At 68.1% G+C, this 25317-nt stretch carries 26 protein-coding genes and 1 pseudogene; 8 read left to right on the forward strand and 19 right to left on the reverse strand.

Features of this window, described 5'->3' with window-relative positions; translation table 11 throughout:
• Window positions 1–151: 151 nt before the first annotated feature.
• The 4 genes from OC550_RS11795 to OC550_RS11810 all read right to left on the reverse strand — a co-directional run bounded on the left by OC550_RS11795 (window position 152) and on the right by OC550_RS11810 (window position 4280).
• Complete coding sequence (locus tag OC550_RS11795) at window positions 152–1030, reverse strand: N-acetylglucosamine kinase (RefSeq protein ID WP_262105959.1); 879 nt, start codon at window positions 1028–1030, stop codon at window positions 152–154.
• 23 nt (window positions 1031–1053) lie between these two features.
• Entirely contained in the window at window positions 1054–2394 is a 1341-nt protein-coding gene (gdhA, locus tag OC550_RS11800; RefSeq protein ID WP_262105960.1) for an NADP-specific glutamate dehydrogenase, read from the reverse strand.
• Between the two features lie 149 nt (window positions 2395–2543).
• Complete coding sequence (locus OC550_RS11805; protein WP_262105961.1) at window positions 2544–3014, reverse strand: helix-turn-helix transcriptional regulator; 471 nt, start codon at window positions 3012–3014, stop codon at window positions 2544–2546.
• A gap of 63 nt (window positions 3015–3077) precedes the next feature.
• Window positions 3078–4280 carry an acetoin utilization protein AcuC gene (locus OC550_RS11810; protein ID WP_262106333.1) on the reverse strand — a complete coding sequence of 401 codons (1203 nt, stop codon included), beginning with the start codon at window positions 4278–4280 and terminating at the stop codon, window positions 3078–3080.
• Window positions 4281–4413: 133 nt separating this feature from the next.
• On the opposite strand from OC550_RS11810, the gene OC550_RS11815 reads away from it, so the two are divergent.
• Complete coding sequence (locus tag OC550_RS11815; RefSeq protein WP_262105962.1) at window positions 4414–5823, forward strand: TrkH family potassium uptake protein; 1410 nt, start codon at window positions 4414–4416, stop codon at window positions 5821–5823.
• Window positions 5816–6499, forward strand: a complete 684-nt coding sequence (locus OC550_RS11820) for a TrkA family potassium uptake protein (RefSeq protein WP_262105963.1) — start codon at window positions 5816–5818, stop codon at window positions 6497–6499. Before OC550_RS11815 ends, OC550_RS11820 begins: the two co-directional genes overlap by 8 nt.
• Window positions 6500–6507: 8 nt before the next feature.
• Here the strand turns inward: OC550_RS11820 and proC are convergent, their stop codons facing one another.
• Complete coding sequence (gene proC / locus OC550_RS11825) at window positions 6508–7365, reverse strand: pyrroline-5-carboxylate reductase (RefSeq protein WP_262105964.1); 858 nt, start codon at window positions 7363–7365, stop codon at window positions 6508–6510.
• Between the two features lie 661 nt (window positions 7366–8026).
• Here proC and OC550_RS11830 point away from each other — a divergent pair.
• Both OC550_RS11830 and OC550_RS11835 read left to right on the forward strand, forming a co-directional pair.
• Window positions 8027–9595 carry an HNH endonuclease signature motif containing protein gene (locus OC550_RS11830; RefSeq protein WP_262105965.1) on the forward strand — a complete coding sequence of 523 codons (1569 nt, stop codon included), beginning with the start codon at window positions 8027–8029 and terminating at the stop codon, window positions 9593–9595.
• Between the two features lie 58 nt (window positions 9596–9653).
• A complete protein-coding gene (locus OC550_RS11835) occupies window positions 9654–9962 on the forward strand; it encodes a cupin domain-containing protein (protein WP_262105966.1) in 309 nt (102 codons plus the stop codon).
• Between the two features lie 140 nt (window positions 9963–10102).
• Here OC550_RS11835 and OC550_RS11840 read toward each other — a convergent pair whose 3' ends face one another.
• The 8 genes and pseudogenes from OC550_RS11840 to OC550_RS11875 form a co-directional block, all read right to left on the reverse strand.
• Entirely contained in the window at window positions 10103–11149 is a 1047-nt protein-coding gene (locus OC550_RS11840; protein WP_262105967.1) for a HoxN/HupN/NixA family nickel/cobalt transporter, read from the reverse strand.
• A gap of 55 nt (window positions 11150–11204) precedes the next feature.
• Entirely contained in the window at window positions 11205–12224 is a 1020-nt protein-coding gene (locus OC550_RS11845; protein ID WP_262105968.1) for an urease accessory protein UreD, read from the reverse strand.
• Window positions 12221–12835 (reverse strand): urease accessory protein UreG, encoded by a 615-nt coding sequence (ureG, locus tag OC550_RS11850; RefSeq protein WP_262105969.1) that lies wholly within the window; start codon window positions 12833–12835, stop codon window positions 12221–12223. Before ureG ends, OC550_RS11845 begins: the two co-directional genes overlap by 4 nt.
• A 223-nt stretch (window positions 12836–13058) precedes the next feature.
• The gene (locus OC550_RS11855) at window positions 13059–13772 is read right to left on the reverse strand and encodes an urease accessory protein UreF (RefSeq protein WP_262105970.1); all 714 of its coding nucleotides are present in this window, start codon (window positions 13770–13772) and stop codon (window positions 13059–13061) included.
• Window positions 13753–14226: an urease accessory protein UreE gene (ureE, locus tag OC550_RS11860; protein ID WP_262105971.1), complete on the reverse strand. Its 474-nt coding sequence runs from the start codon at window positions 14224–14226 to the stop codon at window positions 13753–13755. The genes OC550_RS11855 and ureE overlap by 20 nt, the downstream gene beginning before the upstream one ends.
• 90 nt (window positions 14227–14316) lie before the next feature.
• Window positions 14317–16029: an urease subunit alpha gene (gene ureC / locus OC550_RS11865; RefSeq protein WP_262105972.1), complete on the reverse strand. Its 1713-nt coding sequence runs from the start codon at window positions 16027–16029 to the stop codon at window positions 14317–14319.
• Between the two features lie 275 nt (window positions 16030–16304).
• A pseudogene (locus OC550_RS11870) lies at window positions 16305–16607 on the reverse strand (urease subunit beta); the annotation flags it as partial.
• A gap of 12 nt (window positions 16608–16619) precedes the next feature.
• Window positions 16620–16922: an urease subunit gamma gene (locus tag OC550_RS11875; protein ID WP_262105973.1), complete on the reverse strand. Its 303-nt coding sequence runs from the start codon at window positions 16920–16922 to the stop codon at window positions 16620–16622.
• A gap of 225 nt (window positions 16923–17147) precedes the next feature.
• On the opposite strand from OC550_RS11875, the gene OC550_RS11880 reads away from it, so the two are divergent.
• On the forward strand, window positions 17148–17609 hold the full coding sequence (locus OC550_RS11880) for an SRPBCC family protein (RefSeq protein WP_262105974.1): 462 nt from the start codon (window positions 17148–17150) through the stop codon (window positions 17607–17609).
• An 87-nt stretch (window positions 17610–17696) separates the two neighbouring features.
• Here OC550_RS11880 and OC550_RS11885 read toward each other — a convergent pair whose 3' ends face one another.
• Window positions 17697–17930 (reverse strand): hypothetical protein, encoded by a 234-nt coding sequence (locus tag OC550_RS11885; RefSeq protein WP_262105975.1) that lies wholly within the window; start codon window positions 17928–17930, stop codon window positions 17697–17699.
• 209 nt (window positions 17931–18139) lie between these two features.
• Complete coding sequence (locus OC550_RS11890; protein ID WP_262105976.1) at window positions 18140–19213, reverse strand: enoyl-CoA hydratase/isomerase family protein; 1074 nt, start codon at window positions 19211–19213, stop codon at window positions 18140–18142.
• A gap of 114 nt (window positions 19214–19327) precedes the next feature.
• On the opposite strand from OC550_RS11890, the gene OC550_RS11895 reads away from it, so the two are divergent.
• A complete protein-coding gene (locus OC550_RS11895; RefSeq protein WP_262105977.1) occupies window positions 19328–20524 on the forward strand; it encodes an MFS transporter in 1197 nt (398 codons plus the stop codon).
• A 140-nt stretch (window positions 20525–20664) separates the two neighbouring features.
• On the forward strand, window positions 20665–21099 hold the full coding sequence (locus tag OC550_RS11900) for a DoxX family protein (protein ID WP_262105978.1): 435 nt from the start codon (window positions 20665–20667) through the stop codon (window positions 21097–21099).
• 84 nt (window positions 21100–21183) lie between these two features.
• Here OC550_RS11900 and OC550_RS11905 read toward each other — a convergent pair whose 3' ends face one another.
• Complete coding sequence (locus OC550_RS11905; protein WP_262105979.1) at window positions 21184–21423, reverse strand: hypothetical protein; 240 nt, start codon at window positions 21421–21423, stop codon at window positions 21184–21186.
• Between the two features lie 83 nt (window positions 21424–21506).
• On the opposite strand from OC550_RS11905, the gene OC550_RS11910 reads away from it, so the two are divergent.
• Window positions 21507–21809 carry a hypothetical protein gene (locus OC550_RS11910; RefSeq protein WP_262105980.1) on the forward strand — a complete coding sequence of 101 codons (303 nt, stop codon included), beginning with the start codon at window positions 21507–21509 and terminating at the stop codon, window positions 21807–21809.
• Window positions 21810–21899: 90 nt separating this feature from the next.
• Here the strand turns inward: OC550_RS11910 and OC550_RS11915 are convergent, their stop codons facing one another.
• The 3 genes from OC550_RS11915 to OC550_RS11925 are packed head-to-tail and all read right to left on the reverse strand — an operon-like array spanning window position 21900 to window position 25301.
• Window positions 21900–22826: a glycosyltransferase family 2 protein gene (locus OC550_RS11915; protein WP_262105981.1), complete on the reverse strand. Its 927-nt coding sequence runs from the start codon at window positions 22824–22826 to the stop codon at window positions 21900–21902.
• Window positions 22819–24282: a bifunctional PIG-L family deacetylase/class I SAM-dependent methyltransferase gene (locus OC550_RS11920; protein ID WP_262105982.1), complete on the reverse strand. Its 1464-nt coding sequence runs from the start codon at window positions 24280–24282 to the stop codon at window positions 22819–22821. Before OC550_RS11920 ends, OC550_RS11915 begins: the two co-directional genes overlap by 8 nt.
• A complete protein-coding gene (locus OC550_RS11925; protein ID WP_262105983.1) occupies window positions 24276–25301 on the reverse strand; it encodes an acyl-CoA dehydrogenase family protein in 1026 nt (341 codons plus the stop codon). The genes OC550_RS11920 and OC550_RS11925 overlap by 7 nt, the downstream gene beginning before the upstream one ends.
• Window positions 25302–25317: the final 16 nt, after the last annotated feature.

Raw genomic sequence — 25317 nt, forward strand, 5'->3', positions numbered from 1 at the left:
GGTGCGTATGCCGCTAGGCAGTCACGTCAGGCCCCTCCAGAGCCAACGGAAAATACGCATACCAACGGGTTGTCATGTAGCGAGGGTACGCCGGACGCAACCGCGGCCGCCAGTCGGTCCGCCCGTTGTAACGGAAAATGACGCGGCGCCCTCAAACTGGATCCGAACCGGCCAGGAAGGCGGCCCCCAGCACCGGCGCCCGGTCGAGGGGCCGCACGCCGGTGATCCCGTGGGCGGCGACCTCGGCCGCGATGCCCTGCGCCATCCGGGGAACGTGCGCCCCGATGCTTCCGCCGAGGATGACAGGGCCGCTGCTGCCGATCCGGCGCGCGACCAGGACAATCAGTTCTGCCAGCTCCCTGATGGCCGCCTCCAGCAACGCTCCCGCCACCGGATCCCGGCCGGCCGCGTCGATCACCACGCGCGATCGCTGCGCCCAGTAGGCCCGGCCCGCTCCGCCATGGAAGGCGGATATCAGGTCCACGGGCTCCGCCAGGCCGCAGTCCGCCAGCAGCGTCCGGGTGAGTTCGTCCGCTTCCAGGCCTTGGTCGCGGCGCCGAAGGGCGTGACGGACGGCCTCGCGGGCCAGCCAGTAGCCGCTGCCCTCGTCGCCCAGCAGGTAGCCCCAGCCGCCGGCCCGGGCCTCGCGTCCGGCACCGTCGGTCCCCCAGACCGCGGAACCCGTGCCGACGATGACGGCGATGCCTCTGCTGGCGCAGCCCGCGGCCAGGATGAGCCGCGAGTCGTGGACCACCTCGATCCGGGCCCCCGGCGCAAGGGGAGCGATTAGCGATACCAGGGCTCCGGCGTCGTCCGCGGTATCAATGCCTCCGGCGCCGGCTAGGACGTGGCCCGCGCCCCCACCTACCGCGGCGAACACCTTGGCCAAAGCTTCCGCGGCCTCGGCGCGCGAGACGTTCTGCACGTTCGCGCTGCCGGCCACGGCCTCGCCCGCGGGCACACCGTCCTCGAACCGGACGGCATGCGTCTTGCTGCCGCCGATGTCCAGCCCAATCAGGACGTCCGTCATGGGCAGAGCCTACCGGGAAACTGCTAGATCAGGCCCTGGGCCAGCATGGCGTCGGCCACGCGGCGGAAACCGTCGATGTTGGCGCCGGCGACGTAATTGCCAGGCATGCCGTACTCCTCGGCTGTTGCGGCGCACCGCTCATGGATGTTGACCATGATCTCGGTGAGCCGCTCCTCCGTGTGCTCGAAAGTCCACGCGTCGCGGCTGGCGTTCTGCTGCATTTCCAGGGCGGAGGTGGCCACGCCGCCGGCGTTGGCAGCCTTGCCCGGACCGAAGAGGGTGCCTGCTTCCTGGAACAGGGCGGTCGCCTCAGCCGTGCACGGCATGTTGGCGCCCTCGGCGACGGCGATCAGGCCGGAGTCCAGCAAGCGGGCGGCGTGCTTGTCGTTGAGTTCATTCTGGGTGGCGCACGGCAGGGCCACGGTGGCGTCGACGTCCCAGACGGATCCGTCGGGAACATAGCTCACCGATGATCCGCGGCGCACCGCGTAGTCGGAGATCCGGCCGCGCTCCACTTCCTTGATCTGGCGGAGGAGCTCGACGTCGATGCCTGCCTCGTCCACGACGTAACCGCCGGAGTCGGAGGCTGTGACGACCTTGGCGCCGAGGGACTGGGCCTTGGCGATGGCGTTGATCGCCACGTTGCCGGAGCCGGAGACGGAGACGCGCTGGCCATCGAAAGTCTGGCCACGGGTCTTGAGCATCTCCTGGGCGAACAGGACGGCGCCGTAGCCGGTGGCCTCCGGGCGGACCAGGGAACCGCCCCAGCCGATGCCCTTGCCGGTGAGCACGCCGGATTCGTAGCGGTTGGTGATGCGCTTGTACTGGCCGAAGAGGTAGCCGATTTCGCGGCCGCCCACGCCGATGTCGCCGGCGGGGACGTCGGTGTACTCGCCGATGTGGCGGTAGAGCTCGGTCATGAAGGACTGGCAGAAGCGCATGACCTCGGCATCGGACCGGCCGCGCGGGTCGAAGTCTGCGCCGCCCTTGCCGCCGCCGATCGGCATGCCGGTCAGGGCGTTCTTGAAGATCTGCTCGAAACCGAGGAACTTGACGATGCCCAGATAGACGGAGGGGTGGAACCGGAGTCCGCCCTTGTACGGGCCGAGGGCGGAGTTGAACTCCACGCGGAAGCCGCGGTTGATCTGGACCTTGCCGGCGTCATCCACCCACGGAACGCGGAAGATGATCTGCCGCTCCGGCTCGCAGATCCGCTGCAGGATGGCGGCGTTGGCGTATTCCGGGTGCCGGGCCGAAAGCGGTACCAGAGACTCGAAGACCTCGTTGACGGCCTGGTGGAACTCGGTCTCTCCCGGGTTGCGGCGGAAAACTTCGTCGCGGATCTCGAGCAATTGGGCGTCCAAGGCCTGCTCCTTCTGTTGCATTTTTCGGCGCACGCGTCCGGCGTGCATGGACCGACTAACGATGGAACCACAGACCTGTGAGAAAAACGAAACACAATCGACACGTCGGAAGTCCGACATGTAATGAAGGCCGCTCGGCAGCCCGTGGTTCAGGTCCGCCGGCCGCGCCTCAATTTTGGCAGGTGCGCCAGTAAATCCGCGGCCTGTTTCGCGGCCTGGTTGGCGGCTTGTCCGAACGACCGGCCCAGCGGCGCAGTCCCTGCCGCTTCCCCCTCCGCGGCCGGCGCCATCGCCACGGCCGGCTCCGTGACCAGCGCGACGGCCGGCGGCAGCGGCTCGGCCGCGGGAGCAGGCGCCGTCCCGAGCCCGAACGATGCGACCCAGTCCGCCACGTCCTGCAGCGGTCCTGGCTGCAGGCCGTAGTAGCGCTTCTGCCCCTGCGCCCGCATCGAGACGAGGCCGGCTTCGCGCAGGACCTTCAGGTGCTTGGAGACGGTGGGCTGGCTGACTTCGAGTTCGTCCACGAGTTCACCCACGGCCTTGTCGCCGTCTCGGAGCGCCGCCAGGATTTCCCGGCGTGTTGTCTCCGCAATTACGGCGAAGACGTCATCGATGACCATTCCATTACCCTAACCGCATATACGCTCTCTGGCATCCTCCTCGGCGGGCGTGCCGCCGAGGGTTCAATCGAACCAGGGATCCAGGCCGTGCAGCGGGAAGATTTCCTTGCGCGTGGCCATGACCGTGCGGTCCACGGCATCGTTGGGGTCGTAGCCGACTTCCCAGGAACGCCACCAGAGACGCGCATCGTCGTTCATCACCAGCGGCGCCGTCTGGCCGTAGCGTTCCTGGACATACGCGCGCCACGGACGGGGCACCTCGGACTGCAGGGGAACCGGCTGGCCCGAGACGATGGCCAGCAGATGCGTCCAGGCGCGGGGAACGACGTCGAAAACGTTGTACCCGCCACCTCCCGTGGCCAGCCAGCGGCCGCTGCAGACCTGGTCCGCGAGCTCCGCCACGTCCAGCATCATCTGCCTCTGTGAATCGACGCTGAGCCGCAGGCTGCTGAGCAGGTCCTGCGCATGGCCGTCGCAGCCGTGCTGGCTGACGATCACTTCGGGCTGGAACGCCCTGGCCAATTGAGGAACGACGGCGTGGAACGCTCGCATCCAGGCGGCGTCGTCCGTCCGCGGCGGCAGCGCGACGTTGACGGCAGTGCCGAGCGCATCGGGTCCGCCCGCCTCGTTGGAGAAGCCGGTGCCGGGGAACAGGGTCCGCCCGGTTTCATGCAGCGAGACGGTCATCACGCGCGGTTCGTTCCAGAAGATGTTCTGCGTGCCGTCCCCGTGGTGCGCGTCCACGTCCACGTAGAGCACCCGCTGGACACCGCCGTCGAGCAGCCGCTGGATGGCCACCGCGCAGTCGTTATAGATGCAGAAGCCGCTGGCCTTGCTGCGCGCGGCGTGATGCATGCCGCCGCCGAAATTCACGCCTCGGACGGTGCGGCCGTCCAGTAGGGACTCCGCGAGGTGCAGGGTTCCGCCGGCCAGCCTGGCGCTGGCTTCATGCATGCCGGCGAACACCGGATCGTCCTCGGTCCCAAGGCCGCGGTCCTCATCCGGCTCCTCGGGATTGGCGCTGACCTTGCGGACGGCCCGGATGTAGTCGGGCTCGTGGACCGTTTCCAACTGGTTGTCCGTCGCGACCTCGGGCTGGACCACGGTGACGTTGCCGCGCTCGAAGATGCCGAATTCAGCGGCCAGCCGGGCCGTCAATTCCAGGCGTACCGGCGACATCGGATGCTGCGGCCCGAAGTTGTACGCCAGCATCGATTCGTTCCAGACGATTTCCGCGGGAAGGACGGCTGCTGGGTTCTCGGACATCTCGGACATCACCGTCAGGGTACGCGAATTGGAGCCCTAGCGCATGATTCTGCTCACTGTGACAAAGGGAGGATGATTTACTACTGCATGGACCACCATCCCGACCGATCCCCGACCCGTCAGAAGCGTACCCATGACAGTTAAACAGTCGTCCAGGCTGCAGGAGAGCAACGGACTGCGCTCGGCCTTCGGCAACATCCGCGACTTCGTCGACCGGGTTGCCAACAGCTCCCCCGCGCGACTGGCCTTGATCGTCTATGCCGCCGTCATCCTGGTCTTCGCGGGCCTGCTCTCGCTCCCCCTGGCGGCTGCGGACGGGCAGGTCACCCCGCTGCACGACGCCGTCTTCACTGCAGTCTCGGCGGTCTGCGTCACCGGGCTGACCGTCGTTTCCACCGCAGCGCACTGGACCCTCTTCGGCCAGGCCGTCATCCTGCTCGGTATCTTCATCGGCGGTTTGGGCACGCTGACGCTGGCATCCATGCTGGCGCTCATGGTGAGCAAGCGGCTCGGGGTCCGCGGCAAGCTCATTGCCCAGCAGGCCATGAGCAACGCGGGCCGGCTCGGCGAAGTCGGCACCCTGCTGCGGATCGTCATCACCACCTCGGTCCTGATCGAAGTGGCGCTGGCGCTGATGCTCATCCCGCGATTCATCATCCTCGGCGAATCATTCGCCCAAGCCGTGTGGCACGGAATCTTCTACTCGATCTCCGCCTTCAACAACGCCGGCTTCACGCCGCACTCGGACGGGCTGGTGCCCTATGAAGAGGATCTCTGGATCCTGGTTCCGCTGATGCTCGGCGTTTTCCTCGGCAGTCTCGGGTTCCCGGTGGTCATGGTCCTGCTCGAACGCGGCTGGCGCTTCAGCAAATGGAACCTCCATACCAAGCTCACCATCCAGGTCAGCCTGATCCTCCTGGTCGCAGGGACTGTCGGCTGGGGCGCCCTGGAATGGACCAACACCGACACAATCGGCGGGCTCACCGACGGTGACAAGCTCATCCATGCGGTGTTCGCCTCAGTGATGATGCGCTCGGGCGGATTCAACCTGGTGGACCAGAACGCCATGGAACAAACCAGCATGCTGCTGACCGATGCGCTGATGTTTGCCGGTGGCGGCTCGGCCTCCACCGCGGGCGGCATCAAGGTCACGACCATCGCCATTGTCTTCCTCGCGATCGCCGCCGAAGCGCGCGGTAACCGGGACGTGACTGTGCACGGGCGGACCGTCCCCGAAGGCGCGATGCGCGTGGCCATCTCCGTGATCGTGATGGGCGCGACGTTCGTGGCCCTCGCCGCCGGCGCCCTGCTGGCCTTGTCCGGAGAATCCCTCGACCGGGTCCTCTTCGAGGTCATCTCGGCCTTCGCAACCGTCGGCCTGAGTACGAACCTCAGCGCGGAACTTCCGCCCGAGGGCAAGTACGTGCTCTGTATCCTGATGTTCGCGGGACGTGTGGGCACGATAACCCTCGCCTCCGCCCTTGCGCTGCGCGAGCGGCGCCAGCTCTACCACTTCCCGGAAGAAAGGCCGATCATTGGCTGACAGATCCTCAGGCAACCGCCCCTCGCACAACGCTCCGGTCCTCGTCATCGGACTGGGCCGCTTCGGGGCGGCCACGGCCGAGCAGCTGGTCAAGCAGGGCCGCGAAGTCCTGGCGATCGAACGCGACCCCACGCTGGTGCAGAAATGGTCCGACCAGCTGACCCACGTCGTCGAGGCGGACGCGACCAACATCGACGCCCTCCGGCAGCTCGGCGCGCAGGACTTCACCTCGGCCGTCGTCGGCGTGGGCACCTCGATCGAGTCCTCGGTGCTCATCACCGTGAACCTCGTGGACCTGGGCATCGAACACCTATGGGTCAAGGCCATCACCGCCTCGCACGGCAAGATCCTGACCCGCATCGGCGCGAACCACGTGATCTACCCGGAAGCCGATGCCGGCCGCCGCGCCGCGCACCTGGTCGGCGGGCGGATGCTGGACTTCATCGAGTTCGACGACGGTTTCGCGATCGTCAAGATGTATCCGCCCAAGGAAACCCAGGGCTTCACGCTCGGCGAATCCGCAGTCCGGTCCAAGTACGGAGTGACCGTCGTCGGCGTGAAATCACCGGGCGAGGACTTTACCTATGCCCGGCCGGAAACCAAGGTCTCCGGCCGGGACATGCTCATCGTTTCAGGCCACGTCGACCTGCTCGAGCGCTTCGCAGCGCGCCCATAACGGGCAGGTCAGCCCAGCTCCTTGGAAAGTTCCGCGGCGCGGTCCGCCGCGGCGCGCATCCCGGCGGCAATGACGGCCGGCAGCCCGGCCTCGTCGAAGGCTGCGATCGCTCGTTCCGTCGTGCCGTTCGGGCTGGACACGGCCTTGCGCAGGGCCGCCGGGTCCGCCCCTTCCTGGGCCAGCATGGCGCCCGCCCCGGCCACGGTTTCCCGAGCCAGGGTCAACGCTAGCTCGGCCCCCAACCCAAGCTCCGCGCCGGCCTTGGCCATGGCTTCCGCCAGGTAGAACGCGTACGCCGGACCGGACCCGCTGACCGCGGACACCGCGTCCAGCTGGTCCTCCGGCACGACCACCACGGTCCCCGCCCCGGAGAACAACGCCTCAGCCAGCTTCAGCTGCTCCGGGCCGGCGTGGGTTCCGGCTGCGATTCCGACGGCGCCGCGGCCCACCTTCAGCGGGGTGTTCGGCATGCTGCGCACCAGCGGCTGTCCCTCGGGCAGTGCTGCCTCCATGGTCGCCACAGTGACCGCTGCGGCAACACTAACGACGACGGTCTCCCGCGCCAGGTCATCCGAAATCCGCCGGCAGAGGTCGGCGATGCCGGCCGGCTTGACGCCCAGCACCACAAGCCGGGCTCCCTGCACGGCCTTGCTGTTAGCCTCGGGAACTTCGTTCTCGGCCAGCACCGTCAGCCCCGGATACCGGTCGCGCAACTCCTCGGCGCGCTCCGTGCGGCGAACGGTAGCGGTGACTGATTGCGCATCGGTCCCGCTGGACAGCAGGCCCGCCAGAATGGCCTCGTTCATTGATCCGCAGCCGAGGAAGACGGTGCGGCCGGAAGAAGAAGTGGAAGTCTGTGCAGTCATGCTGACATTGAATCACGGGGCGGCAGACGGCTCCGGCGGAGAAGCATTCACAGACTTCTCCCAGCTTCTTAAGGGTTTTGTCCCACATTCGGTCCCTACAGTCTTAACTACCTCATAAAGGTGCGAGTGATTACGGATTAGGCTTCCTGGTCTGATCCAAGTACCGGCAGGCAAGCGGATGTCTCCCCCAACCGTCCGCAGCACCTGCCGGTACTTCTCTTTAATCAGAACCTGAACCGGCTCACGGGCCGACCGGCCCAAAAATGGGGTTATAGGCCAAATATGTGTGTCTGGCCCGGGTATGTCACGGTCTTCCTGCCCATCCAGAACGGGCCTACCGGACTCCATCTGCAGTAGCTGCGGCGCAAAGTTCTGAGGGCATCCCCCTGCCACCGGAGTATGCCGAGGAACGCAATACGGGCGCCCTCATCGCACTAGCCGTGCCCGCTATGGGACGGCGCATTTGCCACGCCCGAAAGCGCCCGAATCCCGGATCGATGGTCTCCTCGCGGCCATGCCTCGGACCTCGTTTCAGCCCCCTCAGCTGTCCTACACAGCGCAGATTTATCGTGCTATCAGAACACATTTTCGATAGAATTAAGCATGGCGATCGCACCTCTCGAAGCGACTCAGGAAGCCACCGGCTTCCTGAGTCGCTTCGATGCGCGACGAGCTACAGGAATTCGCCGCGATTTTCCGCCAGAATGCCGGTCTCCAGGACCCGCAGGTAGTGGCGGAATGCGTAGGGCTGTTCGAGGACCTCTCCAGGACCGTCGAGCAACTGCAGGTCACCGGCGCGCATGCCATCGACCAGCAGGACATAGCGAACGCCCTGGGCCGGGACCCGGCCAACCCGAAGTCGAAGACCGAATTCCGGGACACCGCGGACTACCTCCGGGCCCGGCTGCGGATCAGCCGGACCGAAGCCCGCCGCCGCATCCGCGTCGGTGCCGGCACGATGCCGCACACCCTCATCTCCGGCGGCGAGGCCCCGCCGAAGTACGAACACCTCGCAGCCGGGCTGACGGCATCGGAGATCGGCGGCACGGCCGCCACCCTCATCCACGACACCCTCGAACGCATCCGCCCGGTAGCCGACCCGGACCACCTGGCCGCCATGGAGGAACAGCTGACCCGCCAGGCGGCGGAGGCGGACCTGGACACGCTGCGCATCATCGCGCGTAGCTGGGAAGCCGCCATCGACCCGGACGGACGCGAACCCAGCACGGAACAGCTCACCGCCCAGCAGGGTGTGTTTGTGAAAGGGAAGCGCTGGGGCCTGCACCGGCTGGAAGTCTGTGCCACGGATGAACAGTACGAGCACCTGATCACCGCCATGAACACGGCAACCAACCCGCGCCTGCAAACCACCTTCGCGCCGGAAGGCGACTCCCCCGCCTCCGAAGACGCGAATGCCGCCGGGGAAGCGGGGCCGGTTCCGGGCTGGCCAAACCCCACCCGACCCCAGCTGCTGCTGCAGGGTCTGGTCGGGGCCTGCCAGATCGCGCTGTCTACGGATAAGCTTCCCGCCAGCGGAGGCCACCGCCCGCAGGTCATGGTCACCATCGACTACCAGGACCTGATGAGTGCAACCGAAGCCGGCACCTCGGGCCAGGCCGTCTTCACCGGACTCATCACACCCCGCACGGTCCGCAAGATGGCCTGCGACGCCGACCTCATCCCCATCGTGTTCGGCGGCAAAGGCGAAGTCCTCGACATCGGACGAGCACAGCGCCTCTTCACTCCGGCCCAGCGCCGGGCCCTCGTGGCCCGCGACAAGGGCTGCGCCTTCCCCGGCTGCACCATGCCAGCCCACTGGACCGAAGCCCACCACATCCGCTACTGGAAGAAGCACAAAGGCAGGACGTCCGTCGCCAACGGCGTGCTCCTGTGCTCCTTCCACCACCACCTGGTCCACGCCGGAGACTGGATCATCGAATCGATAGACGGGATACCGTGGTTCATCCCGCCCGCCTACATCGACCCCTCCCAAGTCCCACGACGCAACCACTACCGAATCCCGCCTGTCCTCAAACGGGCACAGCAATTGACGCCACCCCCGTCACGAAGCGACGACCGCAGCCCAAGTTCCGCAGAGTCGGCCCCGGCCCGCACTGCCGCGGGTTCTCCCGCACTGTCACCGGGCGCGCTGGCGTCGGTCGAATCAACGGACGGCTGGAGCCGGCCCTTCGGCGACGGGCCACTGCAGCCGGACACGCCTCCTTGGTAGAAACGTAGTGGCAGCACAACGCTCGCTCGATTCCAACGAGAGAAATTGGTGACCAATTATGTCCACCCAAGCACAGGCACAGGCACGGGCAACCGTCCAGATAGACAACGAACATTTCCGCGTTACCGAATGGCGGTTCCAGGCCGGTACCGAGACCGGCTGGCACCGCCACGAGTTCGACTACGTTGTCGTGCCTATAACAACGGGTCCGCTGAAACTGCAATTGGCTGACGGCGAATTTATCAATGAACTGACAGCCGGCCAGTCCTACACCCGGCCGGCCGGCAGCGAACACAACGTCATCAACCCCGGCCCGGAGGAGTTCGTGTTCGTCGAAATCGAGGCCAAGAATCGCTCCCAAGACTAGGATCTGAGTCCATGCCACTTGCCCGGGTAGGAGGAAAATCAGTAGTGGCACGTGTAGCGGCTGCACAACTTCCTGCGTACACCTTCTGCACATGCCTGCGACAGTCAGGTGACGCCCTGCCGCAGCACCTCAGCAGCGCCTCAGCCTAGTGCCGGGCGGCGCCAGGTGAGGCGGGCGATGCCCCAGACGGTGAGGAAGACGGCTACGAGGACAAGGCCCGCGTGGCCTAGGTCGAGTTCGCCGAGCCAGGTAGTGATGGGGCCGGTCAGCCCGGCGCTGTGGAGCAGGCCGGCGATGGTGATGGCGGCGATGAACAGCGCTGAGAATGAGGACAGGCCGGTGACAACCATGTTGAAGCCGATCTTCTTCTCGGGGTCGGAGATCGCCGTGCGGTACATCTTCATCATGGCGAGGCCATTGGCGGTATCACAGAGGGTCATAGCGGCGGTGAAGCCGAGGGGCAGGGCCATGAGGGCCAGGGGTGAGACGCCGGCGAGGGCGGCGGAGGCGGTCAGGAGGAGGAAGGCGATCGTGGTGGCGGTGTCGAAGCCGAGCCCGAAGAGGAATCCGATGAAGTAGATGTCGCGCGGGCGGTTGATGCGGGACAGCGGCTTGTCGAGCAGCCGGGCGACGAGTCCCTGCGGGCGGAGTTCGTCCGGGGTGACGCGTTCGCCGGCGCGGACACGCTGGAAGACCTTGGCGGCACGGCGGAAGGCGGCGCCGTTGAAAATGCCGATGGCCAGCAGGAAGGTGGCGGAGACGATGGCGCCGATCAGCCCGAGCGCTGTGTTGACGGGCGAGCCGTCGTCCAGGGCGGTGGCCATGACGGCGGCGCCGCTAACCACGAGGATCCCCGCGATCAGGACGATGCTGCTGTGCCCGAGGCTGAAAGCGAAGCCGACGCTGACCGGCGAACGGCCTTGGGCGGCGAATTTGCGGCTGGAGTTGTCGATGGCGGCGATGTGGTCCCAGTCGTAGCTGTGCTTGACGCCAGCCAGGTACGCGGTGAAGAACATTCCGAGGGCCAGGGGGTTGGTGTCCGCCGTGAACGAATAGGCGAGCAGGCCGAGGCAGAGCAGGTGGAGCAGTCCGACGGCGCCGAAGGTGGCGGCGATACGCCGGGACTGCGGGAGTTGTTCCCGCTCGAGATAGTTGAGGCGGGATGGGGAGAACGGCAGGGCGTTCATACTTTGTCTCCTTTGGCCGGTCCGGAAGGCCAGGGTGGCTGGTGCCGGGACCGGATCAGTACTTACGAAGATTCAGTGGTTGCTGACGGTACCAGCGGCGTCGCAGGACGTCGATGGCGGTAAACAGGATTCTGTTCAGCGAGCCGGTGGAGCGGGACAGGGCGCGCAAGGCGAAGCCGGGGCCATTGAGCAGCGACAGGCCAAGCTGCCCGCCGGGATCCAGCGGGGCCAGCAGGTCCTGCAGCTCCCGCACCAGCTCGGCGTCCACCCGCGGGTCGACGACGAGCATCGACCCCAGGTGCGAATAGTCCTCCAGGAAGAGCATGCCGGACAGCGGCGCGGCGGGGGCCCCCGGGCGGATCAGCAGGTTGTCCAAGGCGAGCAGGCGGCCGTCCCGGTGGATCTCGTTGCGGAGGCGCACCTCCTCGTAGCGGAAGAGTTCGCCGTCCGGCGACCAACCGGGGGTAACGACGTCGCACATCACCAGGGAGGAATCCGCGGCGAGTTCGACGACGGTCTGCTGCCGGTAGGTGGCCTCCCGGTAAGCGATGAGCTGGTCCGGAACGTACTCCAGGCTGGCACCGGGGCCAAGCCGGATCCGAGTGTGCTGCACTGCCGGGTCGCCCGGGGTCCGGTAGATCTTCGTTGCGGACTGGGTGGTCAGCAGGAGCCGCGCCTGATCCTGCACCTGGATGTCGATGTCGTAAACGTCCCCTCCAAGGTAGCCCCCGCCGGGATTGACGATTGTGTACGCCACCTGCCCGGACGAGTCCAGATAGTGCGGCCGGATCACCCGGAGGGCGCCCTGGTAGTACTGCGAGGTGGCGACGCCGCGGCCGCCTCGATGGCCGATCGTGAGGCGCAGCTCGCCGGTAGGCAGCTCGCCCGAAGGCAGCTCGCCCGAAGGCAGCTTGCCCGTAGGCAGCTCGCCCGAAGGCAGCTCGCCCGAAGGCAGCTCGCCCGTAGGCAGCTCGGCGGCCGGCAGCTCACTGGTAGACGGCCGGCTGGCGGGCACCTTGCCGGCGCCTGGTTCGGCAGTGGCAGGCTTCGGGTCCGCCGGCCGCGCCGCCGTCATTGCCCCAGGTCCTGCATCAGTACGTCGCGGCGGAGCCACTCGATGACCTTGTCGAGGCCTTCGTCCGTCTTCAGGTTGGTGAAGCAGAACGGCCTGTCGCCGCGGAACTCCTTCGAATCGCGCTCCATCACGGACAGGTCCGCTCCGACATACGGTGCCAAGTCCGTCTTGTTGATGATGAAGAGGTCGCTCTTGATCATGCCTTGGCCGGCCTTGCGCGGGATTTTCTCGCCCTGGGCCACGTCGATGATGTAGATGGAGAAGTCCACGAGCTCGGGGCTGAACGTCGCCGAGAGATTGTCTCCCCCGCTTTCGATGAACACGACCTGCAGGTCCGGATGGCGCTGCTTGAGCTCCTCAACGGCGGCGGAGTTCATCGAGGTGTCCTCGCGGATGGCGGTGTGCGGGCAGCCGCCGGTCTCGATTCCGATGATCCGGTCGAGCGGCAGGATGCCGTTGGCAGCGAGGATCTTGGCGTCCTCGATGGTGTAGATGTCGTTGGTAATGGCGGCCATGGAGATCTCGCCTGACAGGTGCCGGGTCAGGCGTTCGACCAGCTGGGTCTTGCCGGCGCCGACGGGGCCGCCGACACCGATCTTGATGGGTTCCATTGGGTCTCCTTGTTCTGTGGGCCGCTGCGGGCCGCGCGGCGACCGATTCGAGTGGGTGGACCCGGCATGGTGCCGGGTGGCCCGGTGGGCCGATATAGACGTAGTGGTGGAGCAGCCGGGGCAGCTCGGCCTGGGTGGACGGGGTGGGGTAGCTCGGTTGGAGTGGACCTGTTGTGAAGGACCGACGGTGGTGGACCGGCCGTAGAAGCCCGGGCCGCTTCAGTCAGGACATGAACATGCGGGCCCGCTGCCGTTCGTGGCGCATCTGCGCGATTTCCAGGCCCGGTGCAGTGGCGCCGAAGTCGCTGCGGTCCAGCTTGGCGATCCGCGCTGTGGCGGCGGCGATGTCCGGGTGGATCCCGCGCAGCACCCGCTGGCCCGCGTCCTGGCCAATCGGGATGCCGCGGATGGCGTTCTGCGTCAGCGAGGTCGCCGTCGAAAACAGATAGGTGCCCACGAGCTCCGGCAGCGGAACCTGGAGCCTCCGGCCGGCGACCGCGAAGGCCAGCGCCGGATGCCCGCTGCACACTCCGGCCGCCACGTCCGCGCGATACTGCTCGATCTCCGGACTGTCGAGGATGACGGAGGCGATCTGCAGCATCCGCGCACCCATCTTCACCCCGGCTTCGCGCACTTGCCGCGGCAGGGCCTGCGCGGTGAGCATCGTGTCCAGCTCCCGCAGCTCCGCCGTTGAGGCCGCCTCCAGCGCCAGCCGGATGGCGAGGCCGTCGCTGTAGGTCAGCTGGGTGTGGATAAACTGGGTCAGCCAGATCCTGAATGTCTCCTCGTCACGAACCAGGCCACGCTCGAGGAAGGTTTCGAGTCCGAACGAGTGGCTGAAGGCGCCGGTGGGCAGGGCGGAGTCTGCCAGCTGCAGCAGGGGCAGCAAGTACGACGACGGGTGGCCGCCGGACGCCTCAGTGCGTGTGTTCTGCATGTCGAAAGGGCACGGGCATCACTCGCTCCTGCCGGGAGTACGGCACCTGCATGTGCTGCAGGTAGTCCTCGACGGTGTGGTCGTACTGCACCACCATGACCTCGGCGCGGTACTCGCTTCCGGCGTCGAAAAACTGCGCCTGCAGGTGGCGGTTGCCCAGGCTGTGGGCCACCGTGCCCATCTCCGGGATGGTGCGCGGGGCGATGACCAGGACGTCCGAGGGCAGGACGCTGATGACGATCACGTTCGACTCGTCGCGGAACAGGATGTCGCCGTCGCGCAGGTCCCCCGGCGAGGCCAGCCGGATGCCGATTTCGCGGCCATGGTCGGTGGTCACGCGCTGGATCCGTTTGACCAGTTCGCTGCTGGGCAGCGCCACCTTCTCTTCGTGCAGGCCGGCCAGTTCCGTTTCCGGAAGATCGTGCCGGTTGGCGATGACGCGCTCAATAATCATTGGCTACGTCCTTTCGGGTAAAAATTCGGTTCATATGGGAAAGCGCACAGGCTCGTCCGGGGCGGGGATGCCGACCGGACCGGGGACCGCCTAGAACAAGAAGTACCGCTGGGCCATGGGAAGCACGGTGGAAGGTTCGCAGGTGGCGACCTCGCCGTCGACCGTGACGGTGTAGGTTTCGGGGTCCACCTGGATGTCCGGGGTCTCCCCGTTGTATTTCAGGTCCGCCTTGGTCAGGTTCCGGATCCCCTTGGCGGCGCGAATAGTGCGGCGCAGCTGGAGCCGTTCCGGGATGCCTTCGTCGATGGCGATCTGCGGCAGGAAGGTAATCGAGGACAAGTGCACCGCCCGGCCCAGGGCTCCGAAGTTGGGCCGGAGCGTGCGCGGCTGCGGCGTCGGGATGGAGGCGTTGGCGTCGCCCATGATGGACTGGACGATCTGCCCGCCCTTGATGACCATTTCCGGCTTGACCCCGAAGAACGCCGGGTCCCAGAGCACCAGGTCGGCGAACTTGCCGACTTCGATGCTGCCGACCGAGTCCGCGATGCCGTGCGCGAGCGCCGGATTGATCGTGTACTTCGCGACGTAGCGCTTGAGCCGGAAGTTGTCCCCGTGTTCGGGATCCTGCTCGAACTTGCCGCGCTGGCGCTTCATCGAATCGGCCACCTGCCAGGTGCGGAGGATGGTCTCGCCGACCCTGCCCATGGCCTGGGCGTCGGAGCTGGTGATGGAGAAGACGCCGAGGTCGTGCAGCACGTCTTCGGCAGCGATGGTTTCCTTGCGGATGCGCGAATCGGCGAACGCGACGTCCTCGGGGATGTCCGGGTTCAGGTGGTGGCAGACCATGAGCATGTCCAGATGCTCGTCGACCGTGTTGCGGGTGTACGGCAGCGTGGGATTGGTCGACGCCGGCAGGACGTTGGGCAGCCCGGCCATCTTGATGATGTCCGGGGCGTGGCCGCCGCCGGCGCCCTCGGTGTGGAAGGTGTGGATGAGCCGGCCGCCGATGGCACGGATGGTGTCCTCCACGAAGCCGCATTCGTTGAGGGTGTCCGTGTGGATTGCCACCTGCACGTCGAACTCGTCGGCGATCCGCAGCGACATGTCGATCGAGGAGGCCGTGGCTCCCCAGTCCTCGTGGACCTTCAGGCCGATGGCCCCGGCCCGGATCTGCTCCGCCAGCGGCCCGCGCGCGCTGGCGTGGCCCTTGCCGAAGAGACCGATGTTGATCGGAAGGTCGTCGACTGCCTGCAGCATCCGGCCGATGTGCCAGGAGCCGGGCGTCACGGTGGTCGCCTTGCTCCCTTCGCTCGGCCCGGTCCCGCCGCCGATCAGCGTGGTGATGCCGTTGGCCAGTGCCACCGGCACCTGGTCGGGGCTGACGAAGTGGATATGGGTGTCGATGCCGCCGGCGGTGAGGATCTTGTGTTCCCCGGCGATCACGTCGGTGGATACGCCGATGGTGATGTCGACGCCGTCGGAAATGTCCGGATTGCCGGCCTTGCCGATCTTGAAGATGTGCCCGTCGCGCAGGGCGACGTCGGCCTTGTAGATGCCGGTGTAGTCCAGCACCACCACGTTTGTGATGACGGTGTCCGGAATATCCTGGTCCCGGGTCAGCCGGCCGTTCTGGCCCATGCCGTCCCGGATCACCTTGCCGCCGCCGAAGACCGCTTCCTCGCCGTAGCGGGTGAAGTCGTGTTCGATCTCCAGCAGCAGCTCGGTGTCGGCCAGCCGAATGGCGTCGCCGGTGGTCGGCCCGTACATTTCGGCGTAGTGCCTGCGGCTCATTTCGAAGCTCATCGCTGCTCCTCCCCGCTGTCGCCGGAGGTCCCTGCCGGGCCGCCGCCGTCGGATGTATCGCCGTCGGCCTCCCCACTGTCACCGTCGTCCTCCGATTGGGAGCCGCGTGACGCATCCACGGGGTCGCTGCCGAAGGTGGGGAGGAAGCCCTCCCTCACCTTGCCAACATTGGGCAGGTCGATGTCGTACTCCGCGGCGACCTCCGGCTCGTTCTCGGCGTCGATGCCGGCGGTGCCGCCGATGGCCTCGGTGTAGACCGCCGGAACGCTGTCGCCCAGTGCCCCGTTGACCCGGTCCTGGAAGCCGTGGACCTCCCGGCTTCCGGAAATCTCCACCAGATGCACGCTTCGCGCGTCGCCCGGTTCGAACCTCACGGCCGTGCCGGCGGGGATGTCCAGGCGGAAGCCGCGGGCTGCCACGCGGTCCATGTCCAGCGCCGGATTGACCTCGGCGAAGTGGTAGTGGGATCCGACCTGGATGGGCCGGTCGCCCCGGTTGATCACGTTCATGATCCTGGTTTCGGCGCCCTCGTTGCAGACCACGGGTTCCTCGCGGAGGATGTACTCTCCCGGTTTCATTGGTGCGCCTCCTCAGCGGATCGGGTTGTGGACGGTGACTAGCTTGGTGCCGTCGGGGAATGTGGCCTCGACCTGCACGTCGGCGATCATTTCGGCCACGCCGTCCATCACGTCGCCACGGCCGAGGATGGTGGCGCCGTAGCTCATCAGGTCTGCCACGGTCCGGCCGTCCCGGGCGCCCTCGATCAGTTCGTAGGTGATCAAGGCGACTGCCTCGGGGTGGTTCAGTCTCAGGCCGCGCTGCTGGCGTCTGCGGGCCAGGTCGGCCGCGACCACAATCATGAGTTTCTCTTGCTCACGGGGCGTTAAATGCATGCAGAACTCCCTGGGTTCGTCAGGAACAAATAGGTGTCCACCCGTTATCTACAACCGGTCAGAGACTAGACCGGGAGGCCCGTGGATATGGCAAGAGTAGCAGAACTGCCGCGGCCGGCAACTCGGCCGTTTGGCGCGGTGTTTCCCGCCGCCGTGGGCCGGTATGGTCTGGGCCGCCGGACCTCAGCGGTTCCGTCCGCCCCCGCCGGAACCTAGCATGGAGCCATGGCACGGACGGACAGCGCCTCACAGGTTATTGCGGCTCCACCGGCGCGGGTCTTCGCCGCGCTCACCGACCCGGAGTCGCTCGCGGCGTGGCTGCCGCCGGAGGGCATGACCGGCAGGTTCGAGCGGTACGATGCCCGGCCGGGCGGCTCCTACCGGCTGGTCCTCACGTATGCGGACGGGTCGACGGCGGCGGGCAAGGCCACGAGCGACACGGACATCGTCGAAGCCCGCTTCGTCGAGATCGTTCCGGGCGTCCGCATGGTGCAGGCCGTCGACTTCGTGTCGGATGATCCGGCCTACGCCGGGACCATGACGATGACGTGGGAGGTTTCAGCAGCCGACTCCGGAACACGGGTGGAGATCCGCGCCGAGGATGTCCCTGCCGGAATTTCGGCCGAGGACCATGCGGCCGGGCTGGCCTCGTCGCTGGCCAATCTGGCTGCGTACCTGGAACGGTAGCGAGCCTTGGCGAGCTGAGTCCCGAGGGGTCTCCTTGCTCAATCCTCGCGGAGCAGCCGCATGGATACGGCGCCGGTTACTCGTCGGTTATTCGTCGGTCGTGAAGTACCACTGGCCGTCCGACTCGGTGCAGTCGCGGACCAGCGCGGTGTCGGACTGGTTGAGCACGGACCACTGCTTGACCTTGCAGTGCACGTAGCTGGGCTCCCAGTACACGTAGGTCATTCCGGCCGCGTTGGCCGCGGTCACTCCCGCGGCGGCGAGGCAGGTAGCCAGGGTGGTGGCGGCGATGGCTCGAGTCATCACGCTACGGATGGACATTGCTGCTCCGTTCGTTGTCGACAGCCAGGCTGAGCCCCGGCCATCAACCATCCTAGATCACGTTTTGATAACGACGGCGGTTTCTTTGGCTATTGCTCCATGTGATCATCCCCGCGTTCGCCCAAGTGGCACGCAGTATGGCCGCTTCCCGGTCACCCGACGCCCCCGGTTAGGGGGGCGCATCCCGGTTACCCGACCGCCCCGGCGGCCTAGCCCAGGCCCGTTTCCCCGACGGCCACCGCTGCCTCGCTCAGTCCGAGTTCGTCTTCGCCGAGGTCGGCGAAGTAGGACTCGACGGTAGCGCGGTCCACGTCGGCCAAGGTGGCGGGATTCCAGCGCGGGTTGCGGTCCTTGTCGATGACCTGCGCACGCACGCCTTCGGCGAAGTCGGGCGCATGCAGCAGGCGGATGCCGAGCCGGTAGTCCTGGTCCAGCACCTCCTCGAGCGTGGCCATGCCGCGGGCGCGGCGGAGGGCTTCGAGCGTGAGCTTCACCGAGGTGGGCGATTTCGCGGCGAGTTCGACGGCGGCCTCCCGCGCCTTGGGTTCGGCACTGGACTGCAGTGCCTCGAGGATCTGTTCCGCGTCGTCGTACTGGTAGCAGTCATCGATCCAGCGGCGGTCCCTGGCCAGGTCCGACGGCGGGACCTCCGTGTGGGCGAAGCGGGCAATGGCTTCGTCCGCGGGGGCTTCGGCGAGCGCCTCCGCCAGGGCCGGCAGGTCTGCGCTATCCACGTAGAAGTCGGCCAGGCCCAGCTTGATGGCATCGGCTCCGTTGCCGGTGCCTGCGGTGAGGGCGAGGTGGGTTCCGAGTTCGCCCGGCGCGCGCGAGTAGAGGAAGCAGCCGCCGACGTCGGGGATGAAACCGATCCGGGTCTCCGGCATGCCGACCGTGGACCGCTCGGTGACCACCCGGTGCGAGGCGTGCGCGGAGACGCCGATGCCGCCGCCGAGCACCACGCCATCCATCAGTGACACGACGGGCTTGGGATAGCGGGAGATGTACGAGTTCATCCGGTACTCGTCCTCCCAGAAGATCTCCTTGGACGCGCCGGCCTGCACGTGCTTGTAGATGGCGACGATGTCGCCGCCCGCGCAGAGGCCCCTCTCCCCCGCACCCGAGATGAGGACCGTGGCGACGCCGTCGTCCGTTTCCCAGTCTCCAAGCGCCGCCGTAATAGCCGTGATCATGGCGTCGTTGAGGGCGTTGATCGCTTTGGGCCGGTTCAGGAGGATGTGCCCGACGCGGCCGCGGCGCTGCAGCAGAATCTCGTTCGTGTCCACAGGCACAGCCTAACGTGCCCGTGGATTGGTACCTGCCTTGGGCGGTTGCCGGAGCGTGCCAGAATGGTGTGATCTATGCCGCAATCTCGGCATACTGCGGACGGAGGCTGGAGGATGGCGGTGTCGGAGCAGACGAAAACGGTGCGGACGGCGCGGCTCGGTTTTGTCTTCGTGGGGATCGTGCTCATCGCGGTCAACCTCCGGGTGGCGTTCGTCAGCGTGGGCCCGGTGCTTACCGACATCAGCAGCGAGTTTGGCTGGTCCGCGAGCACGGCGGGACTGCTGACCGGGCTGCCGCTGATCTGTTTCGCCGTCTTCTCGCCGGTGGCGCCCGGGGTCGCCCGCCGGCTGGGCCTGGACCGCGCCCTGTGGGTCTCGCTGCTGCTCCTTCTGGTCGGCATTCTCACCCGCTCGGTTCCGGTGGAGGCGGCGGTCTGGACCGGCACCGTGCTGATCGGAACCGGCATTGCGTTCCTGAATGTCCTGCTGCCCTCGCAGGTCAAACGGGACCTGCCCTCGCGCGTGAGCCAAGTGACCGGGGTCTACACCGCGATCCAGGGCGCGGTCTCCGCGGCGGGGGCCGCCGTCGTCGTACTCATAGCGCAGGCCTCGCCCTACGGGTGGCGGCTAGCGCTGGGCGTGTGGGCGGGGCTGGCGCTGATCGCGCTGGCGGTCCTGCTGCCGCACCTGCGCGCGCGGAGCGCGGGAACCAACGACGGCGGGGGCCGGGCGGTGCCCTACCGCTCGCCGTGGAAGTCCGCGCTGGGCTGGCAGGTCACACTCTTTATGGGGCTGCAGTCGCTGGCATTCTTCGTGATGATCACCTGGCTGCCCGCGATCGAACATGACCAGGGTCTTTCGGCGATCACGTCCGGACTGCACACGTCGGTGTGGCTGCTGGTGGGTGTGGGCGCCAGCCTGACCGCCGGCGCGGTGCTGCACCGGACGTCGGACCAGCGGCCTGTGGCGCTGGCCAGCAGCCTCCTGGCGTTCTGTGCCTACACAGGCCTGGCCCTCGCCCCTCAGCTGTCCCTGCTCTGGGTGGTGGTCGGCGCGGCCGGGTGCGGCAGCCTCATCGTGATCGGGCTGTCGCTGTTCAGCCTGCGCACCGAGCACCACGGACAGGCGGCCGAGCTTTCCGGCATGGCACAGTCCGTCGGCTATGGCATTGCCGCCGTCGGGCCGGTGGCCTTCGGCGCGCTGCACGACGCGAGCGGGGGCTGGACCCTGCCGCTGCTGGCCGGGGCGGGACTCATGCTGGTGCTCTGCGTGACCGCCGTGCTGTCGGGACGGAACCGCTTCATCGGCTGACGAGCCGGCCATGCCGCGTGCCCGGCCTCGACACGTCCGTCATTGGCGGCCACACTTCTTATAGCACCACCCTTGCGGACCCAATCGCCCGACCTGTTGTCCAAAGCGGCCCCTATTCCCCCGCGAAATGGTGAACTCCCATGAGAAATGCAGCAATGGCCACCCTGGGCCTCGCAATCCTGCGGGTTGTCCTCGGCTTCATCTTTGCCGTGCACGGCTGGCAGAAGTACAACGACATCGGCATCGCCGGGATGCAGGCCGGGTTCGGCCAAATGGGCGTACCGAATGCCGAGGTCTTTGCCGTCCTCGTCATAGTTCTCGAACTGGTCGGCGGCGTCCTGCTGATCCTCGGCTTCCTGTCGCGCCCCATCGCGGCCCTGCTGGCCGTGGAGATGATCGGCGCCTTGGTCCTCGTCCACGCACCGAACGGCTTCTTCGTCAACGAAAACGGCTACGAGCTGGTGCTGATCCTGGCGGCCGCCGCCCTGACAATCGCGCTGGCCGGCCCGGGACGCTGGTCCTTGGACTACGCCGTGTTCGGCCGCAGGAAGACGAGGCTGAGCGCCCTGGCCTGACGCTCGCCGGCGGCGGCCGCGATCCCCGGGCCTCCCGCCAGCGCCCACGCCGCCCGCCCGGAAAGGCAACCGACCGGCGTCGTACTACCTACGCACGGGCTGGAGAGCGGTGGCCCGGCGCAGGATCTTCACCGGACGGTCATGCGGAACCGAGACGGCCTCGGGAATGTCCTGCAGGTGGATGTCCACGGTTTTCTTGGTGCGGCGGACGATGTAGCCGGCGAGCACCCCGGCGTGTTCGTCATCGTTAAAGCCAACTATGCTCACCGGACGGCCCAGATCCTCCAGCCTGAGATCCGCCGCAAGCCTCTTGATGGTGGCCATCCTGGCTCCTCTAGGAGTTTTTATCGGTAGGGGAAGTCTATGCCCGGCAGTAGGCTGGGAGTACCTGCGACCAAGGAGAACAGATGAGTTCACTGCTGACCCCGCTGATCACAAGCGCGGGGCTGATCGGCGGATTCCAGACCGCGCGCGCCACGAAGAACCGGCCGCTGGGCGGGGCCGTCCTCGCCGCCGCCGGAGCCGCCGCCTTCACCCTGTGGAAGCGCGACGCCGGAACCGCCACCGCCTCGGCGCTGACCGCCGCGTATCTGGCCGCCTTCGGGCTGTCCCATCCGCTGGCCAAGAAGATCGGCGCGTGGCCGTCCGTCTACACCGTCACGGGAGCGACGGCGGTGCTCGCCGCGATCTTCGGCGGCCGCCGCGCGTAGCAGCAGGCAGGACTGAAACGCGGGAGGGCCGGGCCCGGCCTTCGCGCGCAGCCTGCCCTGGTGCCGAAGAGCCGGTGACGCGGCCAGCGCTTACAGGCCGGCCAAGTAGCCGGCGAAGCCCGCCGGGGTGCGGCCCTGAAGCCGCCCCGAGGTGACCGTCGTCAGCCCCGGGCAACTGCGCACGGCGGCGCCAGCGGCCCGCAGCCTGGCCACCAGCCGGACGTCCTCGTGCTCGGACACGCTCTCGAAGCCGCCGGCGGCGAGGTAGGCCGAGGCCCGGACGCCCAGGTTGGCTCCGTGGATGCGGCTGTGCCGGTCCTGCTGGGTGTACCGCCGGCGCCAGCTGCCCAGCCGGACCGCATCCAACTCGTCCGGATCAGGTTCCACGGTGCCCAGGACGGCGTCGGCTCCCGCGTCCGCCAGCGTCGCCTGGACGCTGAGCCAGTGCCCGGGGACGCGGGTGTCCGCGTCGGTGCAGGCAATCCACGCTGCCTCGGGAGCCGTGGTTCCTCCGCCGAGGACGGCAGGCTCTCCCCCGAGGGCGACGGGTCCTCCCCCGAGGGCGCTGTCCAGCACGGGTCCTCCCCCGAGCGCGGTGTCCAGCACGGGTCCTCCCCCGAGCGCGGTGTCCAGCACGGGTCCTCCCCCGAGCGCGGTGTCCAGGGCGGCGGCGGCTCCGGCAGCCCGGGCCGCGCCGACCGACCCGAACTGCGCATCGAGGATCCGAATGCGCGGGTCCCGCGCTGCCGCCGCGGCGGCTATCCTGCCGGACGTGTCGGTGCAGCTGTCCAGCACGAGGGTCAGCGCGGCGGAGCAACCGGGGCGGGCTTCCGCCAGCCGGTCCATCGCCGCCCGAATGTAATCGATGCAGGCTCCGAGGAGTGCCTCCTCGTTCCGGACCGGGACCACCACGAGGACCTGCCCGACCGGCACCGGCCCGAAAGGCTCGGGTGACGCGATGCGCCCGGGCCAGGATTCCGGCGTCGTTCCCGGCAGGACGCCGGCGAGCTCAGCCATTGGCCTGCTCCGGCGCCTGCAGGACTTCCAGCAGGAAGTCGCGTTCCCGGTGCTCGACCACCACGTCCCAGCCGGTCGTGGCGCGGGCCATGGCATGGACCGTCTCGCCGTCGAGTTCCCAGCCCATGATGGGGTTCAGCCAGTGGCAGAGCACCAGGTGGCCGCCCGGCACCAGCGCCCGTTTGGCGCGTTCCAGGAGCCCACGCAGTTCGGCGGCTTGGAGGAAGTAGCCGATCTCCGAGACCACCACGAGGTCCAGGTCCCTGGCGGCGCCCGGCCACCCGTCCGGAAGGTCGGCACGCAGCAGCTCCACCTGCGTGCTGCCGGCGAGTCGTTCACTGGCGCGCTGCAGGGCGACCTCGCTGGCGTCCACGGCGGTCACCCGGCCGCAGCGGGCGGCCAGCTCCTCGGTGAGCAGGCCCAGCGAGCAGCCGGCTTCGAAGGCGTGCCGGTAGCGTTCGCGGGGCAGGGCGGCCATGGTCACCGCCCGCTTGCGCTGCTCATACCAGCTGGAGAGGTACGACCACGGGTCCGCCTTGCGGCGGTAGAGCGAATCGAAGTCCTTGGCGGCCGTGCCGGCCCCGCGCGGCGGCGGTGTCCAGCGGAAGACCTCGACGCCGCGGTCAAAGTAGGAAAGGAAGCCGGGGCTCAACAGGGCTTCGTCGCCCGGCTGCGGTGACAGCGGTCCGGTCTGGGACTCGTGCGCGGCGAGGGCCTGCTGCTTGGCATCCAGCGCGGCGGAGTCCAGCGGAACGGCGGACCAGTTGCGCCACTCCTCGTGCCCGGGCTCGGACCAGTGCCAGTACCAGATGGGGAATTCCAGCAGCCCGGCTCCGGCTTTGCGGGCCGCGCGGGCAGCCGCGCGGCCGACGGCCTCGTGGTCCGTGTGCCCGTCGTCGCGGTAGGTGGAAACGATGACGGCGTGGCGGCCGACGGCGAGGAGCTCCGCCAAGGCGTCGTCCAGGTCCGCGGTCCGCTGGGCGATGCCGCTGTCCGGCAGGCCCAGGTACCGCCAGGTCAGGGTCCCCGGACCGGCGGCGTTCCCGGCGGAGGCGTTCCCGGCGGCGTTCCCTGTGGAAGCGTTCCCCGCGGAGGCGTTGGAGATAGCAGCCGTGCCGGCGGTGTTCCGGGCTGCCGCCGACAGTGTGTCCATGGCCCGCCCGAATTCGGCGAGCCGCAGCGCCGCCAGCTGGTCGGGGGTGGTCGACGGGGATTCAGGGTGGGATGCCTCGCCGGCCGTGCACAGGAGGACGGCCACGTCCGCGCCGGCACGCAGGGCTCGATGCACGAGACCCGCGGCCCCGAGGGATTCGTCATCCGGATGCGCGGCGACGACGACCAGCAGGCCGCCGCGGCCCGGGAGCGCGTGCGGATCCAACGCGGGCAGGGCCTCGACGCCGGCATCCCGCCAGCTCTGCTCGGGCGTACCGGCGTCCAGATGCGAAAAGGTCACCATGGGGATCCGTCCTCCGCCAGGACCAGGCGGCCCAGGGCGGCGTCGTCGCGGGCGGCGTGATGCTGGCGGATGTAGAGCGTGAGGTCGGCGACGCGGCGGGCGTGGTCCTCGTCAAAGGCGAGCGGGCCGGGGCCGAGGGCCTGTCCGCAGATGCCGATCATGCGGGTGCAGAGCCCGGCGATCTGCCCCCGGACGCGGTGGGCTTCGGCGGCCCCGGCGCGGTCCCGGTCCACGAGGCCTGCGGCGGCCTCGAGCGCCGCGGCTCCGGCGGCCAGCAGCCGGTCGGCCTCACCCAGCCACGCGAGCGCCAGCTGGTCAGGTTCGCGGCGGCGGGAGGCGGCTTCGAGGGTCCGGAACAGCCCGACGGCGCCGCCGAACCAGCAGGCGGCCACGCCGATCCCGCCCCAGGCAAAGCCCGGCCTTGTGAGGTACCAGTCGGTGCCGCCGACCGGTCGGGCCGCGGCCCGCTCGAACCGCACGGGGCCGCTGGGGAGTTGCTGCAGGCCAGGGCTGGTCCACGCGGTTTCGACCGGCCGCACGCCCTCCTGCCGCAGGTCCACGGCGAAGGCGCGGCGACCGCCGGGCACGTGGGCGGTGACGACGGCGGCGTCCAGCTCCCCCGCAAGGGAGCACCACGGTTTTGTGCCGGTCAGCACCCAACCCTGCGCCCCGCCGTCGTTCGTTGCCTCCAGCCGTTCAGTGGCCGACTCCGCGGCGAATACGCCCCACGTCGTTCCGGACGGCAGGGTCTCGCCGGCCTGGTCGAGGATGGCGGCGGCGTCCAGGTGCGGCTCAAGGGCCCTGGCGGCCGCGAGGTCCACGGCCCCCAGCGCTGCCAACAGCTCCCACAGTGCCAGGGTCTCTCCGGTTCCCGGCAGCGGCACCGGCAGTCGATTGCCGCGCAGCACTTCGAGCACAGGCTTCGGGTCGCCGGAGCATTCGGCGGCGGCAGCGAGCAGGGGCCCGGCCGCGCCCCAGGCATGCTGGGCGGCGGGCCGGGCCCCGAAGGCGTGTTGCACTTGTCCCTCCGAGGAC

It is taken from the genome of Arthrobacter sp. Marseille-P9274 (assembly GCF_946892675.1).
Classification (GTDB): Bacteria; Actinomycetota; Actinomycetes; order Actinomycetales; family Micrococcaceae; genus Crystallibacter.